This is a genomic window from Nocardia sp. NPDC050406, from assembly GCF_044459025.1.
GTDB lineage: Bacteria > Actinomycetota > Actinomycetes > Mycobacteriales > Mycobacteriaceae > Nocardia.
On the sequence record NZ_JBITIM010000002.1, the window covers coordinates 585760 to 600840 of the forward strand.

Annotated in this window: 12 protein-coding genes and 1 tRNA gene; 7 read left to right on the plus strand and 6 right to left on the minus strand. The window is 68.4% G+C overall.

The window, feature by feature from the left end; all coding sequences use genetic code 11:
- The first annotated feature begins 22 nt into the window (after positions 1-22).
- From egtA to egtD, 4 genes are read left to right on the plus strand one after another with little or no spacing between them, the layout of a single operon-like run.
- Positions 23-1342, plus strand: coding sequence for an ergothioneine biosynthesis glutamate--cysteine ligase EgtA (egtA, locus tag ACIBH2_RS15975; protein ID WP_397117981.1), 1320 nt, complete (start codon positions 23-25; stop codon positions 1340-1342).
- Positions 1339-2679: an ergothioneine biosynthesis protein EgtB gene (gene egtB / locus ACIBH2_RS15980; RefSeq protein ID WP_397117983.1), complete on the plus strand. Its 1341-nt coding sequence runs from the start codon at positions 1339-1341 to the stop codon at positions 2677-2679. The genes egtA and egtB overlap by 4 nt, the downstream gene beginning before the upstream one ends.
- The gene (locus tag ACIBH2_RS15985) at positions 2679-3878 is read left to right on the plus strand and encodes a class II glutamine amidotransferase (RefSeq protein ID WP_397117985.1); all 1200 of its coding nucleotides are present in this window, start codon (positions 2679-2681) and stop codon (positions 3876-3878) included. Before egtB ends, ACIBH2_RS15985 begins: the two co-directional genes overlap by 1 nt.
- Positions 3875-4846, plus strand: coding sequence for an L-histidine N(alpha)-methyltransferase (gene egtD, locus ACIBH2_RS15990; RefSeq protein WP_397117987.1), 972 nt, complete (start codon positions 3875-3877; stop codon positions 4844-4846). The genes ACIBH2_RS15985 and egtD overlap by 4 nt, the downstream gene beginning before the upstream one ends.
- A gap of 22 nt (positions 4847-4868) precedes the next feature.
- Here the strand turns inward: egtD and ACIBH2_RS15995 are convergent, their stop codons facing one another.
- The 6 genes from ACIBH2_RS15995 to ACIBH2_RS16020 form a co-directional block, all read right to left on the minus strand.
- Positions 4869-5507, minus strand: coding sequence for a DUF2461 domain-containing protein (locus tag ACIBH2_RS15995; RefSeq protein WP_397117989.1), 639 nt, complete (start codon positions 5505-5507; stop codon positions 4869-4871).
- Between the two features lie 2 nt (positions 5508-5509).
- Positions 5510-6199: a hypothetical protein gene (locus ACIBH2_RS16000; RefSeq protein ID WP_397117991.1), complete on the minus strand. Its 690-nt coding sequence runs from the start codon at positions 6197-6199 to the stop codon at positions 5510-5512.
- A 106-nt stretch (positions 6200-6305) separates the two neighbouring features.
- Positions 6306-6623, minus strand: coding sequence for a hypothetical protein (locus ACIBH2_RS16005; RefSeq protein WP_397117993.1), 318 nt, complete (start codon positions 6621-6623; stop codon positions 6306-6308).
- A 142-nt stretch (positions 6624-6765) separates the two neighbouring features.
- Positions 6766-7746 carry a ribose-phosphate diphosphokinase gene (locus tag ACIBH2_RS16010; RefSeq protein ID WP_397117995.1) on the minus strand — a complete coding sequence of 327 codons (981 nt, stop codon included), beginning with the start codon at positions 7744-7746 and terminating at the stop codon, positions 6766-6768.
- Positions 7743-9233 (minus strand): bifunctional UDP-N-acetylglucosamine diphosphorylase/glucosamine-1-phosphate N-acetyltransferase GlmU, encoded by a 1491-nt coding sequence (gene glmU, locus ACIBH2_RS16015; protein ID WP_397117997.1) that lies wholly within the window; start codon positions 9231-9233, stop codon positions 7743-7745. Before glmU ends, ACIBH2_RS16010 begins: the two co-directional genes overlap by 4 nt.
- Positions 9234-9291: 58 nt before the next feature.
- Positions 9292-9362, minus strand: a tRNA-Gln gene (locus ACIBH2_RS16020).
- 391 nt (positions 9363-9753) lie between these two features.
- On the opposite strand from ACIBH2_RS16020, the gene ACIBH2_RS16025 reads away from it, so the two are divergent.
- From ACIBH2_RS16025 to mfd, 3 genes are all read left to right on the plus strand, one after another.
- The gene (locus tag ACIBH2_RS16025; RefSeq protein ID WP_397117999.1) at positions 9754-10368 is read left to right on the plus strand and encodes a TetR/AcrR family transcriptional regulator; all 615 of its coding nucleotides are present in this window, start codon (positions 9754-9756) and stop codon (positions 10366-10368) included.
- 216 nt (positions 10369-10584) lie between these two features.
- Entirely contained in the window at positions 10585-11232 is a 648-nt protein-coding gene (locus ACIBH2_RS16030) for a TetR family transcriptional regulator (RefSeq protein ID WP_397118001.1), read from the plus strand.
- 285 nt (positions 11233-11517) lie between these two features.
- Positions 11518-15075 carry a transcription-repair coupling factor gene (gene mfd, locus ACIBH2_RS16035; RefSeq protein WP_397120779.1) on the plus strand — a complete coding sequence of 1186 codons (3558 nt, stop codon included), beginning with the start codon at positions 11518-11520 and terminating at the stop codon, positions 15073-15075.
- Positions 15076-15081 lie beyond the last annotated feature (6 nt).

Sequence of the window (15081 nt, forward strand, 5' to 3'; positions counted from 1 at the left end):
CGACTCGAGAGCGGAGGTTGGCATGGCTGTGACGGCATCTCGTACGGAGCCGCCCGGCGCGGTCGGACTCGAGGCAGCCACCGCGGGTTCGCGGACGGACCAGGCCCCGGAGGCCGGGTTCACCTCGCGGGCCGCCGCCGAGGCGTATATCGGCGGTGTCTGCTTCAAGCTGGGCCCACCGACGCTCATCGGTGCCGAACTGGAGTGGCTCACCGCGCGCGGTGAGTGTTCGACATCGAGATCGCGTCCCGATCCGACCGTGCTCGCGGACGCGCTGGGACCCTATGCGCCACAGTCCATTTCCCCTGATTCCCCGGCCATCTGCCTGCCCGGGGGCAGCCGGGTCACGATAGAGCCCGGCGGCCAGATCGAACTATCCAGCGCCCCCTACGGTTCCGCGAGCGAACTCTGCGACCGACTGCGCTACGACGCCTCCCTCCTGCGGGAGCTGCTCGAATTCCGGGGTATTCGAACCTATTCCGTCGCCGCCGACGCGGACCGCGAGGCCCGGCGGGTGCTGCGGCTGCCGCGCTATCGCGCCATGGAACGCTCCTTCACCGGTATCGGCCCCTTCGGCGTGCTCATGATGTGCAATACCGCCGCGACGCAGGTCAGCGTGGATGCCGGGGCCGATGTGGCCGAGGTGAAGGCGCGCTGGACCGCCCTGTACGCCATCGGCCCGGCACTGCTGGCCGCGTTCGCCTGCTCGCCGACGCTGCGCGGTGCGCCGCCGGGGGAGTGGGCCTCGCAGCGTATGCGGACCTGGCTGCGGCTCGACCATCCGCGCACCCGCCCGCCCGTGCACGAATGGGCGGATCCGATCTCCGGCTACGCCCGCTGGGCCCTGGATGTGCCGCTGCTGTGTGTGCGCTCCGAGGGTGGTGACTGGGCCGCGCCGCCGGAGGCGACCTTCGGGGACTGGCTGTGCGGGGCGCTCGACGAGGAGATCGGCCGCCGCCCCGGTATCGCGGATCTCGACTACCACTTGACCACCATGTTTCCGCCGGTGCGCGCCTCCGGGCACCTGGAGGTCCGCTATCTGGACACCCAGCCGGGGGATGGGTGGACGGTGCCGATCCACGCGGTGGACGCGCTGCTGTCCGCGCCGGAGGTGGTGGCCGAGGCGACCGCCCTGGCGGCGGCGACCGCCGGGCGCTGGTCGGAGGCCGCGCGCCGGGGGCTCACCGACCCCGAATTGCGGTCCGCCGCGGTCGATCTGCTCACCCTCGCCGCCGACCGCGCCGCCACCCCGGATGCCGCGCGCGAACTCGATACCGCGGCCCGCCGATGTCGCCGCGGCCGCACACCCCTGGACGTTGTCGAATCAGGAGTTCTCCCATGACCATTCACCTGTCGGGTACCGATCGCGCCGAGACCGAGCGGCTGCGGGAGCGGATCGCCGAGGTGCTGGCACGGGCCCGCACCCGCACCATCGGGCTCACCGACTGCCTCGACGAGGCCGAACTGGTGGCGCAGCACTCGCGCATCATGAGTCCGCTGGTCTGGGATCTCGCGCATATCGGCAATCAGGAAGAGCTGTGGCTGGTGCGCGATGTGGGCGGGCGCGAACCGGTGCGCGCCGATATCGACGAGCTGTACGACGCCTTCAAGCACGCGCGCGCGAATCGGCCCGCGCTGCCGCTGCTCTCGCCGGTGGAGGCGCGGTCGTATGTGGGCACCGTGCGCGACAAGGTGTGGGATGTGTTGGAGCGCAGCCCTTTGCACGGCGGTGATCTGGTGGCGGAGGGGTTCGCCTTCGGCATGATCGCCCAGCACGAGCAGCAGCACGACGAGACCATGTTGGCCACGCATCAGCTGCGGACGGGGGAGGCGGTGCTCTCGGCTCCGCCCACCCCGGCCTCGCGGGTGGCGGTGCGCGGGGAAATCGTCATTCCCGCAGGCGAATTCACCATGGGCACCGATACCGATCCGTGGGCGCTCGACAACGAACGCCCGGCGCATCAGGTGTACGTGCCCGGTTTCGCCATCGACGCCGCGCCGGTCACCAACGAGCGCTATCTCGAGTTCATGGCCGATGGCGGCTACGAGCGACCCGAGCTGTGGTCCGAGCGCGGCTGGGCGCATCGTGTCGAGGCGGGGTTGATCGCGCCGCAGTTCTGGGAGCAAGACGGTGGCGGGCGTTGGTGGCGTAGGAGTTTCGGCACCATGGCACCGGTGCGGCCGCACCAGCCGGTGGTGCACGTGTGCTGGTTCGAGGCCGAGGCGTTCGCCACCTGGGCGGGCAAACGCCTGCCGACCGAGCGGGAATGGGAGAAGGCGGCGCGGTTCGACCCGAATACCGGTGTGTCGCACCGATACCCGTGGGGCGATGACGAACCGTCCGAGCGCACGGCCAATCTCGGCCAGCGGCATCTGGAACCGGCGGATGTCGGGGCCTATCCCGAGGGAGCCTCGCCGAGCGGTGTGCATCAACTCATCGGGGACGTCTGGGAGTGGACCGCATCGGGTTTCGAGCCCTACCCCGGCTTCCGCGCCTTCCCCTACCGCGAATACTCGGAAGTGTTCTTCGGCGGTGACTACAAGGTGCTGCGCGGCGGCTCCTTCGGCGCGGACGCGGTGGCCTCGCGGGGCACCTTCCGCAATTGGGACCACCCCATTCGCCGCCAGATCTTCTCCGGCTTCCGACTGGCCCGGGACCTGCGACCGGAGGAACGCTGATGTGCCGCCACCTGGGCTACGTCGGCCCGCCCCTCGCGGTCGGCGAAATCCTCACGCGCGGCCCGCATTCCCTGCGCACCCAGTCCTGGGCCCCGCGTGACATGCGCGGTGGCGGCACCATCAACGCCGACGGCTTCGGCGTGGCCTGGTGGGTCCCCGCCCCGACCGCCCCCGAGGACCACGGCGCGGGCGTCATCTGGCACGGCGGCCACACCCCGGACGTGATCGACGCGGCCCGCGAAGACCGCCCGCGCCCGAATGCGCCCGGCCCCGGCCCCATTGATCCGGGCGAGCTGAACGCGAACGATCCCGCCCCACCGACAGCCGGTTCGGGACGGCAGGACGTGGGTGAGCCCGCCTCGCCCGCGGTCGGTCTGGGTGGGCACAAGGTGGGTGAGCCTGCCTCGGCCACAGTCGGTCTGGGTAGGCAGAAGCCGGGTGAGCCCGCCTCGCCCGCGGTCGGTCTGGGTGGGCAGAAGGCGGGTGGGGCTGCCTCGCCCGCAGTCGGCTCGGGTGGGCGGGAGGTGGATGAATCCGCTTCCGCCGCAGTCGGTCCGGGTGTGTCAGGTGGGCCCGAACCCGCGCACACGGCATCGGTGACCAGCCGTTATCGCAATGCCGCGCCCATCTGGACCGATCCGGCGGTGGACGAGGTGTTGCCGCAGATTCGGTCTCGGGCGGTGGTGGCGGCCTTGCGGTCGGCGACCGTCGGGTTGCCGTTGGAGCGGGCGGCCTGTGCGCCGTTCACGCACGGCCGCTGGGCTTTCAGTCACAACGGGGCCATCCCGGGCTGGCGCGATACCTTCACCACCTTGGCGGCCAAGTTCGAGTCACCCTCGCTCCTCGAGGCGGAGTCGCTGACCGACTCCGCGATGCTCTGGGTGATTCTGCGGGGGCTGCTCGAGGAGAAGTCGGTCGCGGCCGATGCGGCGCTGCGGCAGGTGGTCGCGGGCGTCCTCGAACACTCACCGACCGCGCGGCTGAATCTGCTGCTCGGCGATGGCGAAACCCTGTGGGCCACAACCTGGCACCACTCCCTGTCGGTGCTGGTCACCGACGAGTTCGCGGTGGTCGCCTCGGAACCCTATGACGACGACGAGCGGTGGCGGCCCATAGCGGACCGCCAGCTGGTGGTCGCGGGTCCGGGACGGGTCACCGTCGAACCTTTGGATATCGACACTGGAAGGGCGACTTCATGACTTCGGCAACGCTGGAGATCCACCTACACGACGAAGACCTGACCGCGGCCCTGCGCGAGGATGCCCGCCGGGGACTGACCGCGACGCCGAAATCGCTGCCGCCCAAGTGGTTCTACGACGCCCGGGGCAGCGAACTGTTCGAGCGCATCACCCAACTACCCGAGTACTACCCGACCCGAACCGAACGGGCACTGCTGGAACGCGTGGTGGGGGAGATCGCGCGAACCGCCCAGGCCGAGGTGCTGGTGGAGCTGGGCGCCGGATCGGCGGCCAAGACGCGACTGCTGCTGACCGCCCTGAGCACCGAGGGCCCGTTGAAAACCTACGTGCCCCAAGATGTCTCGGCCGATGCCCTGCGCGCGGCGGCCGATGAGATCGCCGCCGAGTTCCCGGACCTGGCCGTACACGGCGTGGTCAGCGACTTCACCGACACCCTGGACAACCTGCCGCGCGGCGGCCGCCGCATGATCGCCTTCCTCGGCGGCACCATCGGCAATCTGGTCCCGGCCGAGCGCGCCGAATTCCTGGCCGGAATCCACGCCGTTCTGGAGCCGGGGGAGCAGCTGCTGCTCGGCGCGGGCCTGGTGATCGACCCGACGATCCTGGTGCCCGCCTACGACGACGCCGCCGGGGTGACCGCCGAATTCAACCGCAATGTGCTGCGGGTCTTGAACAATCGCCTCGACGCCGATTTCGATCCGGAGAAGTTCACCCATATCGCGCTGTGGGACGCCGAGAACGAATGGATCGAAATGCGCCTGGCCGCCACCGAGGCCATGACGGTCACCGTCCGCGACCTCGACCTCACCGTCGACTTCGCCGCGGGGGAACAGATGCGCACCGAGATCTCGGCGAAATTCCGCCCCGAAGGCTTCGAAAAGGAACTGGCCACAGCCGGTTTCGCGACCGAACAGGTGTGGACGGACCCGGACCGGCGCTTCGCTCTCTTCCTCGCGGAACGCCGGTAACCCGATCGAGCGGGCTCGCGGCCTACTTCTGCGCGGTCACCGCCGCGAGCCACTCGATGAGGGGACGCATCTCCTCCCACGCCGCCCGCACGTGTTTGGCGGCCTTGGGCGTGGTGAGCCAGTCCGGCGCGCCGAATTCGCGTCCCGCCGTGAGGGATTGGTGGCGAAGTAGGTCGATGCGCGGATGGTCGAGCGAATAACCCTTCGGCTTGGTCTTGAGCTTGTCGCCGCCGATCGTGTAGCCGGACGAACTCAGCTGTCCGAGAATGCGTTCCAGCTCGGCCCCGCGCACCTCGTCGTCGATGGCGGTGCGCAGCGCCGCCTTCTGCGCGGGCGAGGCCGTGTACAGCCCGGCCGCCACGAACAGCCCGCCCGCGCCGATCTGCACGTACCACCCGCACGACTCGGAGGTGTGCACCACCGCGCCCTGATGGTTCTTGTAGGGCGTCTTGTCCTTGGAGAACCGCACGTCCCGATACGGCCGGAAGATCTTGGCCGCGCCGAAATCCGCCTCCAATTCGGCGACAAGCGCTTTCATGGGATCGCGCACCGACTCCTCCCAGACCTTCTTGTGCGCGGTCCAGAAGGTCTTGGAGTTGTCGGCCTCGAGATCCTCGTAGAAATCCAGCCCCGCGAGGGGGAACCCGGTGAAATCAGCCATGCTCAATAGTCGTACGTGCCGCTGTTCCAGAGCGCCACCGCGATGATGAGACCGATCACCATGCAGACACCGGCGGCAATGGCGGCCCACTGGCCCAGCGGCTCACCCTTGCTCCGGCCGACCAGTCCGAGAACGATGCCCGCGATACCGAACACCGGCGGACAGAACAGCAAGGCGATTGCGGCACAGACGAATCCGATAATGGAGTACACCTGCGCGCCACGCTGCTGCGGAGCGCCGTAACCCTGCGGATAGGGCTGATACTGCTGGCCATAGGGCTGCTGGCCGTACGGCTGTTGCCCGTAGGGCTGCTGACCATAAGGCTGCTGCCCCGACTGCCCGTAAGGCTGTTGGCCATAAGCCTGCGGTTGCCCGTACGGCTGCTGCCCATAGGACTGCTCGCCACTCTGCGGATACGCCGGATACCCACCCTGCTGCTGCCCGCCCGAGGGGTACTCCGGCGGCGGCGGATACTGCCCTGGCGGTGGCGGCGCGTTCCACCCCGCATCCGGCGGCGGCGCTCCCTGTTCGGGCTGGGCTCCCTGCTCGGATTTCGGCTCGTTCCCGCCGGACGGCCCGCCGTGTTCGGCGTCGGCGCTGCCCTCCCGCTTCTGGAACATCCCGCCGGACTGCGACTTCGACTCCGGCTCGGAGCCGGGGCGTGCTTCGTTCGGATCGTTGGGCGTGGTCATGGCCGCCCTCCTCCCTGGCGATGTGAACGCCGTACTGGGGTATCACACAGTGTCCCGGCCCTCGCGCGATATCGCCACGTCCCGTGGACCGATACCGCCCGCGGAATCAGTCGCCGGGTTCGTCGACGATCTCCAGCGCCGCGACCTCGGCCGGGCGATCGTCCTCGGCGCGATGCTCCGCGCGTCGACGGCGGCGGGTCCACTCCTGATCGAGTTCGCTCTCGATGCCGAGCCGACCGGTGTCGTCGTTCTCGCGATTGGTGATGACGAGGTCGTCCGGCGGATCGGCGATATAGCGCTCGTACTCGCGCACTTCGTCGGCTTGGTCGTCGTCACCCATGTCGTAGTCGAGGTCGACGTCATCCTCGTCGTCCATATCCAGGACCTGGTCCATCAGCTGGTCGTCATCATCGGTCCCGGCCATGGGGCACCACCTCTCCGTGCTACAGCACACCAGTAGCAAACCGTGGATCCACCTGCTTCGATGGCAACGCTACCGGAAACAGGCCCCGAAAACGGCAAACCCCCGGCACTCGAATCGAATGCCGGGGGTTCGCTGAAAAACGTCAGGCGTTGCCGTTGAAAAGCCCGGTGACGGAACCGTTCTCGAAGACCTCGCGAATGGTCTGCGCCAGCAGCGGCGCGATGGAGAGCACGGTCAGCTGCGGGAACTTCTTGTCCTCGCTGATCGGCAGCGTATTGGTGACCACGACCTCCTTGGCCCCACAGCTGGCGAGCCGCTCGGCGGCCGGATGCGAGAGCACGCCGTGGGTGGCGGCGATGACCACATCGGTCGCGCCCGCCTCCTTGAGCACCTTCACCGCACCGGCGATGGTGCCGCCGGTGTCGATCATGTCGTCGATCAGAATGCAGGTGCGGCCCTCGACCTCACCGACCACGCGATTGGCCACGACCTGGTTGGGCACCAGCGGGTCACGGGTCTTGTGGATGAACGCCATGGGCGCGTCCGCGAGATTGTTGGCCCATTTCTCGGCGACCTTCACACGGCCCGCGTCGGGGGAGACCACGGTGACATTGCCCAGCGGGTAGTTGTTGCGAATGTGCTCCACCAGCTGCACCTGCGCGTGCATGTGATCGACCGGGCCGTCGAAGAAGCCCTGGATCTGATCGGTGTGCAGGTCGACGGTGATGATGCGATCCGCGCCCGCGGTCTTGAGCAGATCGGCGACCAGGCGAGCGGAGATGGGCTCGCGGCCGCGGTGCTTCTTGTCCTGGCGGGCGTAGGGGTAGAAGGGCAGCACCGAGGTGATGCGCTTGGCCGAACCGCGCTTGAGCGCGTCGATCATGATGAGGTGCTCCATGACCCACTGGTTCAGCGGGGCCGGGAAGCTCTGCAGCACGAAGGCGTCGGAGCCGCGCACCGACTCCTCGAACCGGACGAAGGTCTCGCCGTTGGCGAAGTCCCGGGCGGTCTGCGGCGTGACGTGAACATTGAGTTCCTTGGCCACTTCCTCCGCCAGCTCAGGATGAGCGCGTCCCGAGAACAGCATCAGGTTCTTCTGGTTGTCGGTAGAGAACGCGGTCACTGACGTTCGCCATCCTTTTGCTCGAGGGTCTGACTGGAAATCTCATCGGCCGCGAGGGCTGCTTCGGCCGCGCGGGCCGCATCGGTGCCGGGCCGCTTGCGCTGCACCCAGGATTCGATATTGCGCTGCGCTCCGCCCGACACCGCGAGGGCGCCGGGGGGAACGTTTCTACGCAGCACAGTACCCGCCGCCGTATACGCGCCGTCACCCACCGTCACCGGTGCGACGAACATATTGTCGCTCCCGGTGCGGACGTGCGAGCCGACCACGGTGTGGTGTTTCTTGACGCCGTCGTAGTTCACGAAAACGCTCGACGCGCCGATGTTGCTGTACTCGCCGATGGTGGCGTCGCCGACATAGGTCAGATGCGGGACCTTGGAGTACGCGCCGATATCGGCGTTCTTGGTCTCCACGAAGGTGCCGATCTTGCCCGAGACCCCGAGGACGGTGCCCGGCCGCAGATAGGCGAACGGCCCGACGTTCGCGCCCGCGCCGATGGTCGCGCCGTCGCCGTGAGTGCGCACCACGCGCGCCCCGTCGCCGACCATCACATCGGTGAGCGTGCAGTCGGGTCCGATCTCGGCGTCCTCGCCGATCACGGTGTCGCCCAACAGCTGTACGCCCGGGCGGATGAGGGCGTCGCGGCCGATCGAGACATTCGCGTCGATCCAGGTGCTGCCCGGATCCACGATGGTGACCCCGGCCCGCATATGCCGTTCCAGGATGTAGCGGTTGAGGGTGCGTCCGGCATCGGCCAGCTGCACCCGGTCGTTGACGCCGGTGACCTTGGCGGCGTCCACGAGTCGTGCGCCGTGCACCGGATGCCCGGCCTCGCGCGCCAGTTTCAGCACATCGGTGAGGTACAGCTCGTGCTGGGCGTTGGCGGTGGTGAGCCGGGAGATCATGGCGCGCAGCACGGTGGCGTCGAAGACGTAGACGCCGGAGTTCACCTCGGTGATGGCGGCCTGCGCCGGAGTGGCGTCGGCGTGCTCGACGATCTCGAGCACCTGGCCCTCGGCGTCGCGCACGATGCGGCCGTAGCCATTGGCGTCCTCGGGCACGAAGGTGAGCACCGTGACCGCGGAGCGCTCGTTGTAGCTGCGGTGTTCGTCGAGCAGCGCGGAGACCGTATGTCCGTCCAGCAGAGGCACATCCGCCGAAGTCACCAGCAGATCTCCGGTGAAGTCGTCGGGCACCGCGGTGAGCGCGCACTGCACGGCGTGCCCGGTGCCGAGCTGCTCCTCCTGCACCGCCAGGGTGATCTCGCGGCCGAGCTCGGCGGCCACCCGGCCCACCGCCGCCCCCACCTGTTGCCTGTCGTGCCCCACCACCGTGATGAGGTACGCCGGGTCGATCTCGTTCGCCGCATGCAGCGCGTGCGCCAACATGCTTCGGCCAGCCAGCGGGTGCAATACCTTGGGGGTCTTGGACCGCATTCGGGTTCCGGCTCCGGCGGCGAGAACGACGACGGCGGTCTGCTGTGGCATGGATCTCCCTCGGCTGCCTGTCATCATTGCTGGGGCTGTCGTAGGTGCTTGATGCTTGCTCCGCCGCCAGGACTCGAACCTGAACTAACTGAACCAAAATCAGTGGTGCTGCCATTACACTACGGCGGATCGACACACCGGCGAACCGTACGGTACGCCGCTGCGCCACGGCATGCGCGACTGATCCTCGCACGAGACCGCGCCCGCCCGCCACTTGCTCCCCACCGTCAGACCGCTTTCGCGGGGATTGCGCCGGTCGTGGCGCATGACGTGGCCGAGTTCCGGGCGTTCCCGACGAGTTACCCCGAACCGTGCTAGATCAGTTGTTGCGTTTGCGAATACTACAGAGTCGGCGCGCGAGTTGGCGCAGGCTTCGTCGGAGCGGTTTCCGACGGCGGTGGGCCGGGTCGTTGCGCGCCGCGGCGGGTAGGTCTGGAACAGTTGTGGGACAGTCGGTTGGGAAGCGCAGGGAGGCGAAGCGGTGACTTCGGGAGAGCCGGGTCGGGTGTCGCGCCCTCGCATGACCGGAACGCAACGGCGGCAGCAGCTCATCGAGATCGGGCGCGCCCTCTTCGCCGAACGCGGGTACGACGCCACCTCGATAGAGGAGATCGCGCAGCGGGCGCAGGTCTCCAAACCCGTGGTGTACGAACACTTCGGCGGTAAGGAAGGGCTCTACGCGGTCGTCGTCGACCGCGAGATGTCCACGCTGCTCGACATGATTCGGACCTCGCTGATCGAGAACCGCTCGCGGGTCCGGCTCGAGCAGGTGGCACTCGCTCTCCTTACCTATATGGAGGAGCGCACCGACGGATTCCGGATTCTCATGCGCGATCAGCCCGTCTCCGCCGCCGAGGGCACCTACTCTTCACTGCTGAACGAAGCGGTGAATCAGGTGGCGCACATACTCGCTGGCGATTTCGAGCGGCGCGGCTTCGATACGAGCCTCGCCACGCTCTACGCGCAGGCCCTCGTCGGCATGGTCGCGACCGCCGCCACATGGTGGCTGGACGAGCGGCAGCCCTCCAAGGAAGTGGTAGCTGCGCACCTGGTGAATCTGTGTTGGAACGGTCTCACGCACCTGGAGGCCGACCCCGAGCTGGCGTCGGAATGGCCAGCGCGCAAAGGGGTATGAACACCATCACGCGAAATGTCGGGTATGCACGGGCGGAACTGGACAGTTAACCAGCGAATTGCGAAGGAGGACGGGTCGAATGCTCGAATCGGCTGGCAGCGCGCAGTCGGGTGGTACGGTTCACCCATCCTTCGAGTGCTGTTCGAGCTGTGTTGTCGGTCTACTTCGGGATGTCGGTCTACTTCAGGATGGCTGGTTTGATGACAGGCGGATCTGATGGCTAGGCAAGCGCGTGCGGAGATCACTCGCGATTCCGTGCTCGCGGGCGCTGCCGATGTCTTTCTGCGGCTGGGCTACGCGAACGCGAGCCTGTCCGAGATCATCGCACAATCGAATGTCACCAAGGGCGCGTTGTACTTTCACTTCGGCTCCAAGGAGGAGCTCGCCCGCGCCGTGGTCGACCAGGGCAACGAGCGACTCGTCAGCGCCTGCCAGGGTTTCTTCGATCCGCGCGTGCCCGCCCTCGAGGCGTGTATCGGAATCACCTACGTGGTCGCGGATCTGACCATGAACGATCCGATGGTCGGGGCCATGCTCAAGCTGACCCACCAGATCGGTGACTACCGTGGCGCCGCGGGCGACAATATCGCCAAGACGTGGGGCGAGACGCACCGTTTGCTCGCCGAACGCGCTATCGCCCAAGGGGATCTGAAGCCCGACCTCGATCCCGAGACCATCGGCCTGCTGCTCCAGGAGATGACCACCGGCGTCCACATCGTCGCCGTCAGCACCGACTCCATCGACCAGATGGCCACCCGTATGGAACGCGCCTGGTTCTTCCTGCTGCCCTCCATCGTCCCCGACGAGAAGGTCGCCTACTTCCGCGAGTTCGCCGCCCGTCGCCTCCGGCGGTACGTGCAGTAATTTCGGCCTCCGCTTCGCTCCGGCGTGGTTCGCGGCGCTGGAGGTTCGTCGCACCCTCCGGTCGGTCCAGAACCGAGACGCGCCGCGAACCCAGGGGCCGTGCTGGCGGCGGGGGTTGGCCATGGCGGGAGGGGAGCGGGGTCGGGCCGATCGGACGCCTTGTCGCCGGGAACTACTAGACTCGGTTCGCCGTCCGAATCGCTGATCCGCGTCCAGGAGTCTGCCATGCCCTCGAACCGTCCACCTTTGGCTGGACTGGCCGCGGCTGCCGCGTCCGATACCGCGATGCAGCAGGTCAAGGGACTGATCGGGCGCGAATCGGCGATGCTGATCGCACCCTCGGCGGTGCGGCCGTTCGTGGCGGCGACCATCGCTCAGCAGCGGCCCGTGGTGGTGGTGACCGCCGCCGGGCGCGAGGCCGACGACCTCACCGTGGAGCTGGCGGAGATCTTCGGCGACGCCGTCGCGCAGTTCCCGTCCTGGGAGACGCTGCCGCACGAGCGGCTCTCGCCCAGCGCCGACACCGTCGGCCGCCGTCTGCAGGTGCTGCGGCGGCTTGCGCATCCGGACGAGGCCGTCTACGGCGAACCGCTGCGCGTGGTGGTCACCACCGTGCGCTCGCTCATGCAGCCCATGGCGCGCGGGCTCGAGGATATCGAGCCGATCGTGCTGCGCATCGGAGGTCAGCACGACTTCGACGAATTGCTCACGCGCCTGGTGGAATTCGCCTACGAACGCGTCGACATGGTCGGCAAGCGCGGTGAGTTCGCGGTGCGCGGCGGCATTCTCGACCTCTTCCCGCCCACCGCCGATCACCCTGTGCGCGTGGAGTTCTGGGGCGACGAGATCACCGAGCTACGCCCCTTCTCGGTCGCCGACCAGCGCTCGCTGACCGAGGTCACCGTCGAGACGGTGGTCGCCCAGCCGTGCCGGGAACTGTTGCTCACCACCGAACTTCGCGAACGCGCCGCCCAGGTGGCCGCCGAGAATCCGGCCGACGCCGCCCTGGTGGAGATGCTCGAGAAGCTGGCCCAGGGTATTCCCGTCGAGGGAATGGAAGCGCTGCTGCCGGTGCTGCAACCCGGCGAACTGCGCCTGCTCACCGAAGCGCTGCCCGAGGGCACCCATGTGCTGCTCTGCGATCCGGAGAAGGTCCGCACCCGCGCCGCCGACCTGGTGCGCACCGGTCAGGAATTCCTGGAAGCCTCCTGGACCGCCGCCTCCTTCGGCGGCGCCGCACCCCTCGGCGCGCACGGCCTGGACCTGGCCGCCTCGGCCTACCGGGGCCTGGACGTGGTGCACGCCGACGCCGAACAGCGCGGCCTGCCGTGGTGGACGCTGAGCCCCCTGGCCGCCGACGATCCGAACGAGATCGCGCTGCCGGTGCTGGCCGCCCCCACCGCCCGTGGCTCCGAGGAACTGGTCGCCACCATCTTCGCGTCGCTGCGCGCCCATGTGACCACCGGCGGCCGCGCCGTCATCGTGGTCGCGGGACACGGTACGGCCCAACGCATTCTGGAGCGCCTGCGCGACGCCGAGGTACCCGCCACCGCGCTGGAGCCGGGCGCGGCGCCGCCCGAGGGCCTGGTCGGCGTGCTCTGTGGTTCGCTGCACGACGGCATCGTGTTCGACTCGTCCAAGCTCGTCGTCGTCGCCGAATCCGACCTCACCGGCAATCGCGTCACCGCCCCGCAGGAGGGCAAGAAGCTCGCGGCGCGGCGGCGCAACCAGGTCGATCCGCTGGCCTTGAAGGCCGGGGACATGGTCGTGCACGACCAGCACGGCATCGGCCGCTTCGTGGAGATGATCGAGCGCACCGTCGGCGGCGCCCGGCGCGAATACCTCGTCATCGAATACGCGCCCAGCAAGCGCGGCCAGCCCGGCGACCGGCTGTTCGTGCCGATGGACTCCCTCGACCAGCTCTCCCGCTACGTCGGCGGCGAGATGCCCTCGCTGTCCAAGCTCGGCGGCTCCGACTGGCAGAACACGAAACGCAAGGCGCGCAAGGCCGTTCGCGAGATCGCCACCGAACTGGTGCAGCTCTACGCCGCCCGCCAGGCCGCCCCCGGCCACGCCTTCGGCCCCGACACGCCGTGGCAGCAGGAGATGGAGGACGCCTTCGCGTTCACCGAGACCGCCGACCAGCTCACCGCCATCGCCGAGGTGAAGGCGGATATGGAGAAGCCGGTGCCGATGGACCGCGTGGTCTGCGGCGATGTCGGCTACGGCAAGACCGAGATCGCGGTGCGCGCGGCCTTCAAGGCGGTCCAGGACGGCAAGCAGGTGGCGGTGCTGGTGCCCACCACGCTGCTGGCGCAACAGCATCTACAGACCTTCCTCGAACGCACCTCCGGCTTCCCGGTCACGGTGAAGGGGCTGTCGCGCTTCACCGACGCGGCCGAATCGCGCGAGATTCTCGAGGGCATGGCCGCCGGTGAGGTCGATATCGTCGTCGGCACCCACCGCCTGCTCCAGACCGGGGTCCGCTGGAAGGATCTGGGCCTGGTCATCGTCGACGAGGAACAGCGCTTCGGCGTCGAGCACAAGGAGCACATCAAGGCGCTGCGCACGCACGTGGACGTACTCACCATGTCCGCCACGCCGATCCCGCGCACCCTGGAGATGTCGCTGGCCGGTATCCGCGAGATGTCGACCATCCTCACCCCGCCCGAGGAGCGCCACCCCATCCTCACCTACGTCGGCGCGTACAACGACAAGCAGGTGGCCGCCGCCATTCGCCGCGAACTGCTGCGCGACGGCCAGGTGTTCTACGTGCACAACCGGGTGTCGTCGATCGACAAGGCGGCCAAGCGGATTCGCGATCTGGTGCCGGAGGCGCGCGTGGTGGTCGCGCACGGCCAGATGAACGAGGACGTACTCGAGAAGACGGTGCAGGGCTTCTGGGAGCGCGAATACGACGTGCTCGTCTCCACCACCATCATCGAGACCGGACTCGACATCTCCAACGCCAACACCCTCATCGTGGAACGCGCCGACGCCCTGGGCCTGTCGCAGCTGCACCAGCTGCGCGGCCGCGTCGGCCGGTCCCGCGAACGCGGCTACGCCTACTTCCTCTACCCGCCGGAGAAGCCGCTCACCGAAACCGCCTACGACCGCCTGGCCACCATTTCGCAGAACTCCGACCTCGGCGCCGGTATGGCCGTCGCCATGAAGGACCTCGAAATCCGCGGCGCGGGCAATGTGCTCGGCGCGGAACAGTCCGGCCATGTCGCGGGCGTCGGCTTCGATCTCTACGTGCGCCTGGTGGGCGAGGCGGTGGAGGCCTATCGCGCCGCCGCCGACGGCCGCCCCATCACCGTGGACGAGGAGGTCAAGGAGGTGCGCATCGACCTGCCCGTCGACGCGCACATCCCGCCCGACTACATCGGCTCGGACCGGCTGCGCCTCGAGGCGTACCGCAAACTGGCCACCGCCCAGGACGATTCGGCCATCGCGGGCGTGGTCGAGGAGCTCGTCGACCGCTACGGACCGCTGCCGGTGGAGGTCGGGCGCCTGGTCTCGGTCGCCAAGCTGAAACTCCTTGCCCGCGAGTACGGTCTCGCGGAGATCGGCGTCACCGGCACCACCCTCAAACTCGCGCCGCTGCATCTGCCGGACTCGAAACAGCTGCGGCTCAAGCGCATCTACCCCAATGCCACCTACCGCGCCGCCACCGGCATCGTCCAACTGCCGCTGCCCCGGGTCGAGGACAGCGTCGGAGCGGCGCGCGTGCGCGATGTGCAGCTGCTCCAGTTCGTCGCGGATCTGCTGCTGGCCCTGGACGGAAAGGCCCAGGGCGCGGTCGATCTCAGGGTGGAGACCGAAATGGGCGCGCCGCGGTGAGCACAC

Excerpts from the sequence above, each read along its gene's own strand:
- mfd (WP_397120779.1), top strand. The coding sequence starts at position 11,518 with ATGCAGCAGGTCAAGGGACTGATCGGGCGCGAATCGGCGATGCTGATC.
- ACIBH2_RS16030 (WP_397118001.1), top strand. The coding sequence starts at position 10,585 with ATGGCTAGGCAAGCGCGTGCGGAGATCACTCGCGATTCCGTGCTCGCG.
- ACIBH2_RS15995 (WP_397117989.1), bottom strand. The coding sequence starts at position 5,507 with ATGGCTGATTTCACCGGGTTCCCCCTCGCGGGGCTGGATTTCTACGAG.
- egtA (WP_397117981.1), top strand. The coding sequence starts at position 23 with ATGGCTGTGACGGCATCTCGTACGGAGCCGCCCGGCGCGGTCGGACTC.
- ACIBH2_RS16000 (WP_397117991.1), bottom strand. The coding sequence starts at position 6,199 with ATGACCACGCCCAACGATCCGAACGAAGCACGCCCCGGCTCCGAGCCG.
- glmU (WP_397117997.1), bottom strand. The coding sequence starts at position 9,233 with ATGCCACAGCAGACCGCCGTCGTCGTTCTCGCCGCCGGAGCCGGAACC.
- ACIBH2_RS15985 (WP_397117985.1), top strand. The coding sequence starts at position 2,679 with ATGTGCCGCCACCTGGGCTACGTCGGCCCGCCCCTCGCGGTCGGCGAA.
- egtD (WP_397117987.1), top strand. The coding sequence starts at position 3,875 with ATGACTTCGGCAACGCTGGAGATCCACCTACACGACGAAGACCTGACC.
- ACIBH2_RS16005 (WP_397117993.1), bottom strand. The coding sequence starts at position 6,623 with ATGGCCGGGACCGATGATGACGACCAGCTGATGGACCAGGTCCTGGAT.
- egtB (WP_397117983.1), top strand. The coding sequence starts at position 1,339 with ATGACCATTCACCTGTCGGGTACCGATCGCGCCGAGACCGAGCGGCTG.
- ACIBH2_RS16025 (WP_397117999.1), top strand. The coding sequence starts at position 9,754 with ATGACCGGAACGCAACGGCGGCAGCAGCTCATCGAGATCGGGCGCGCC.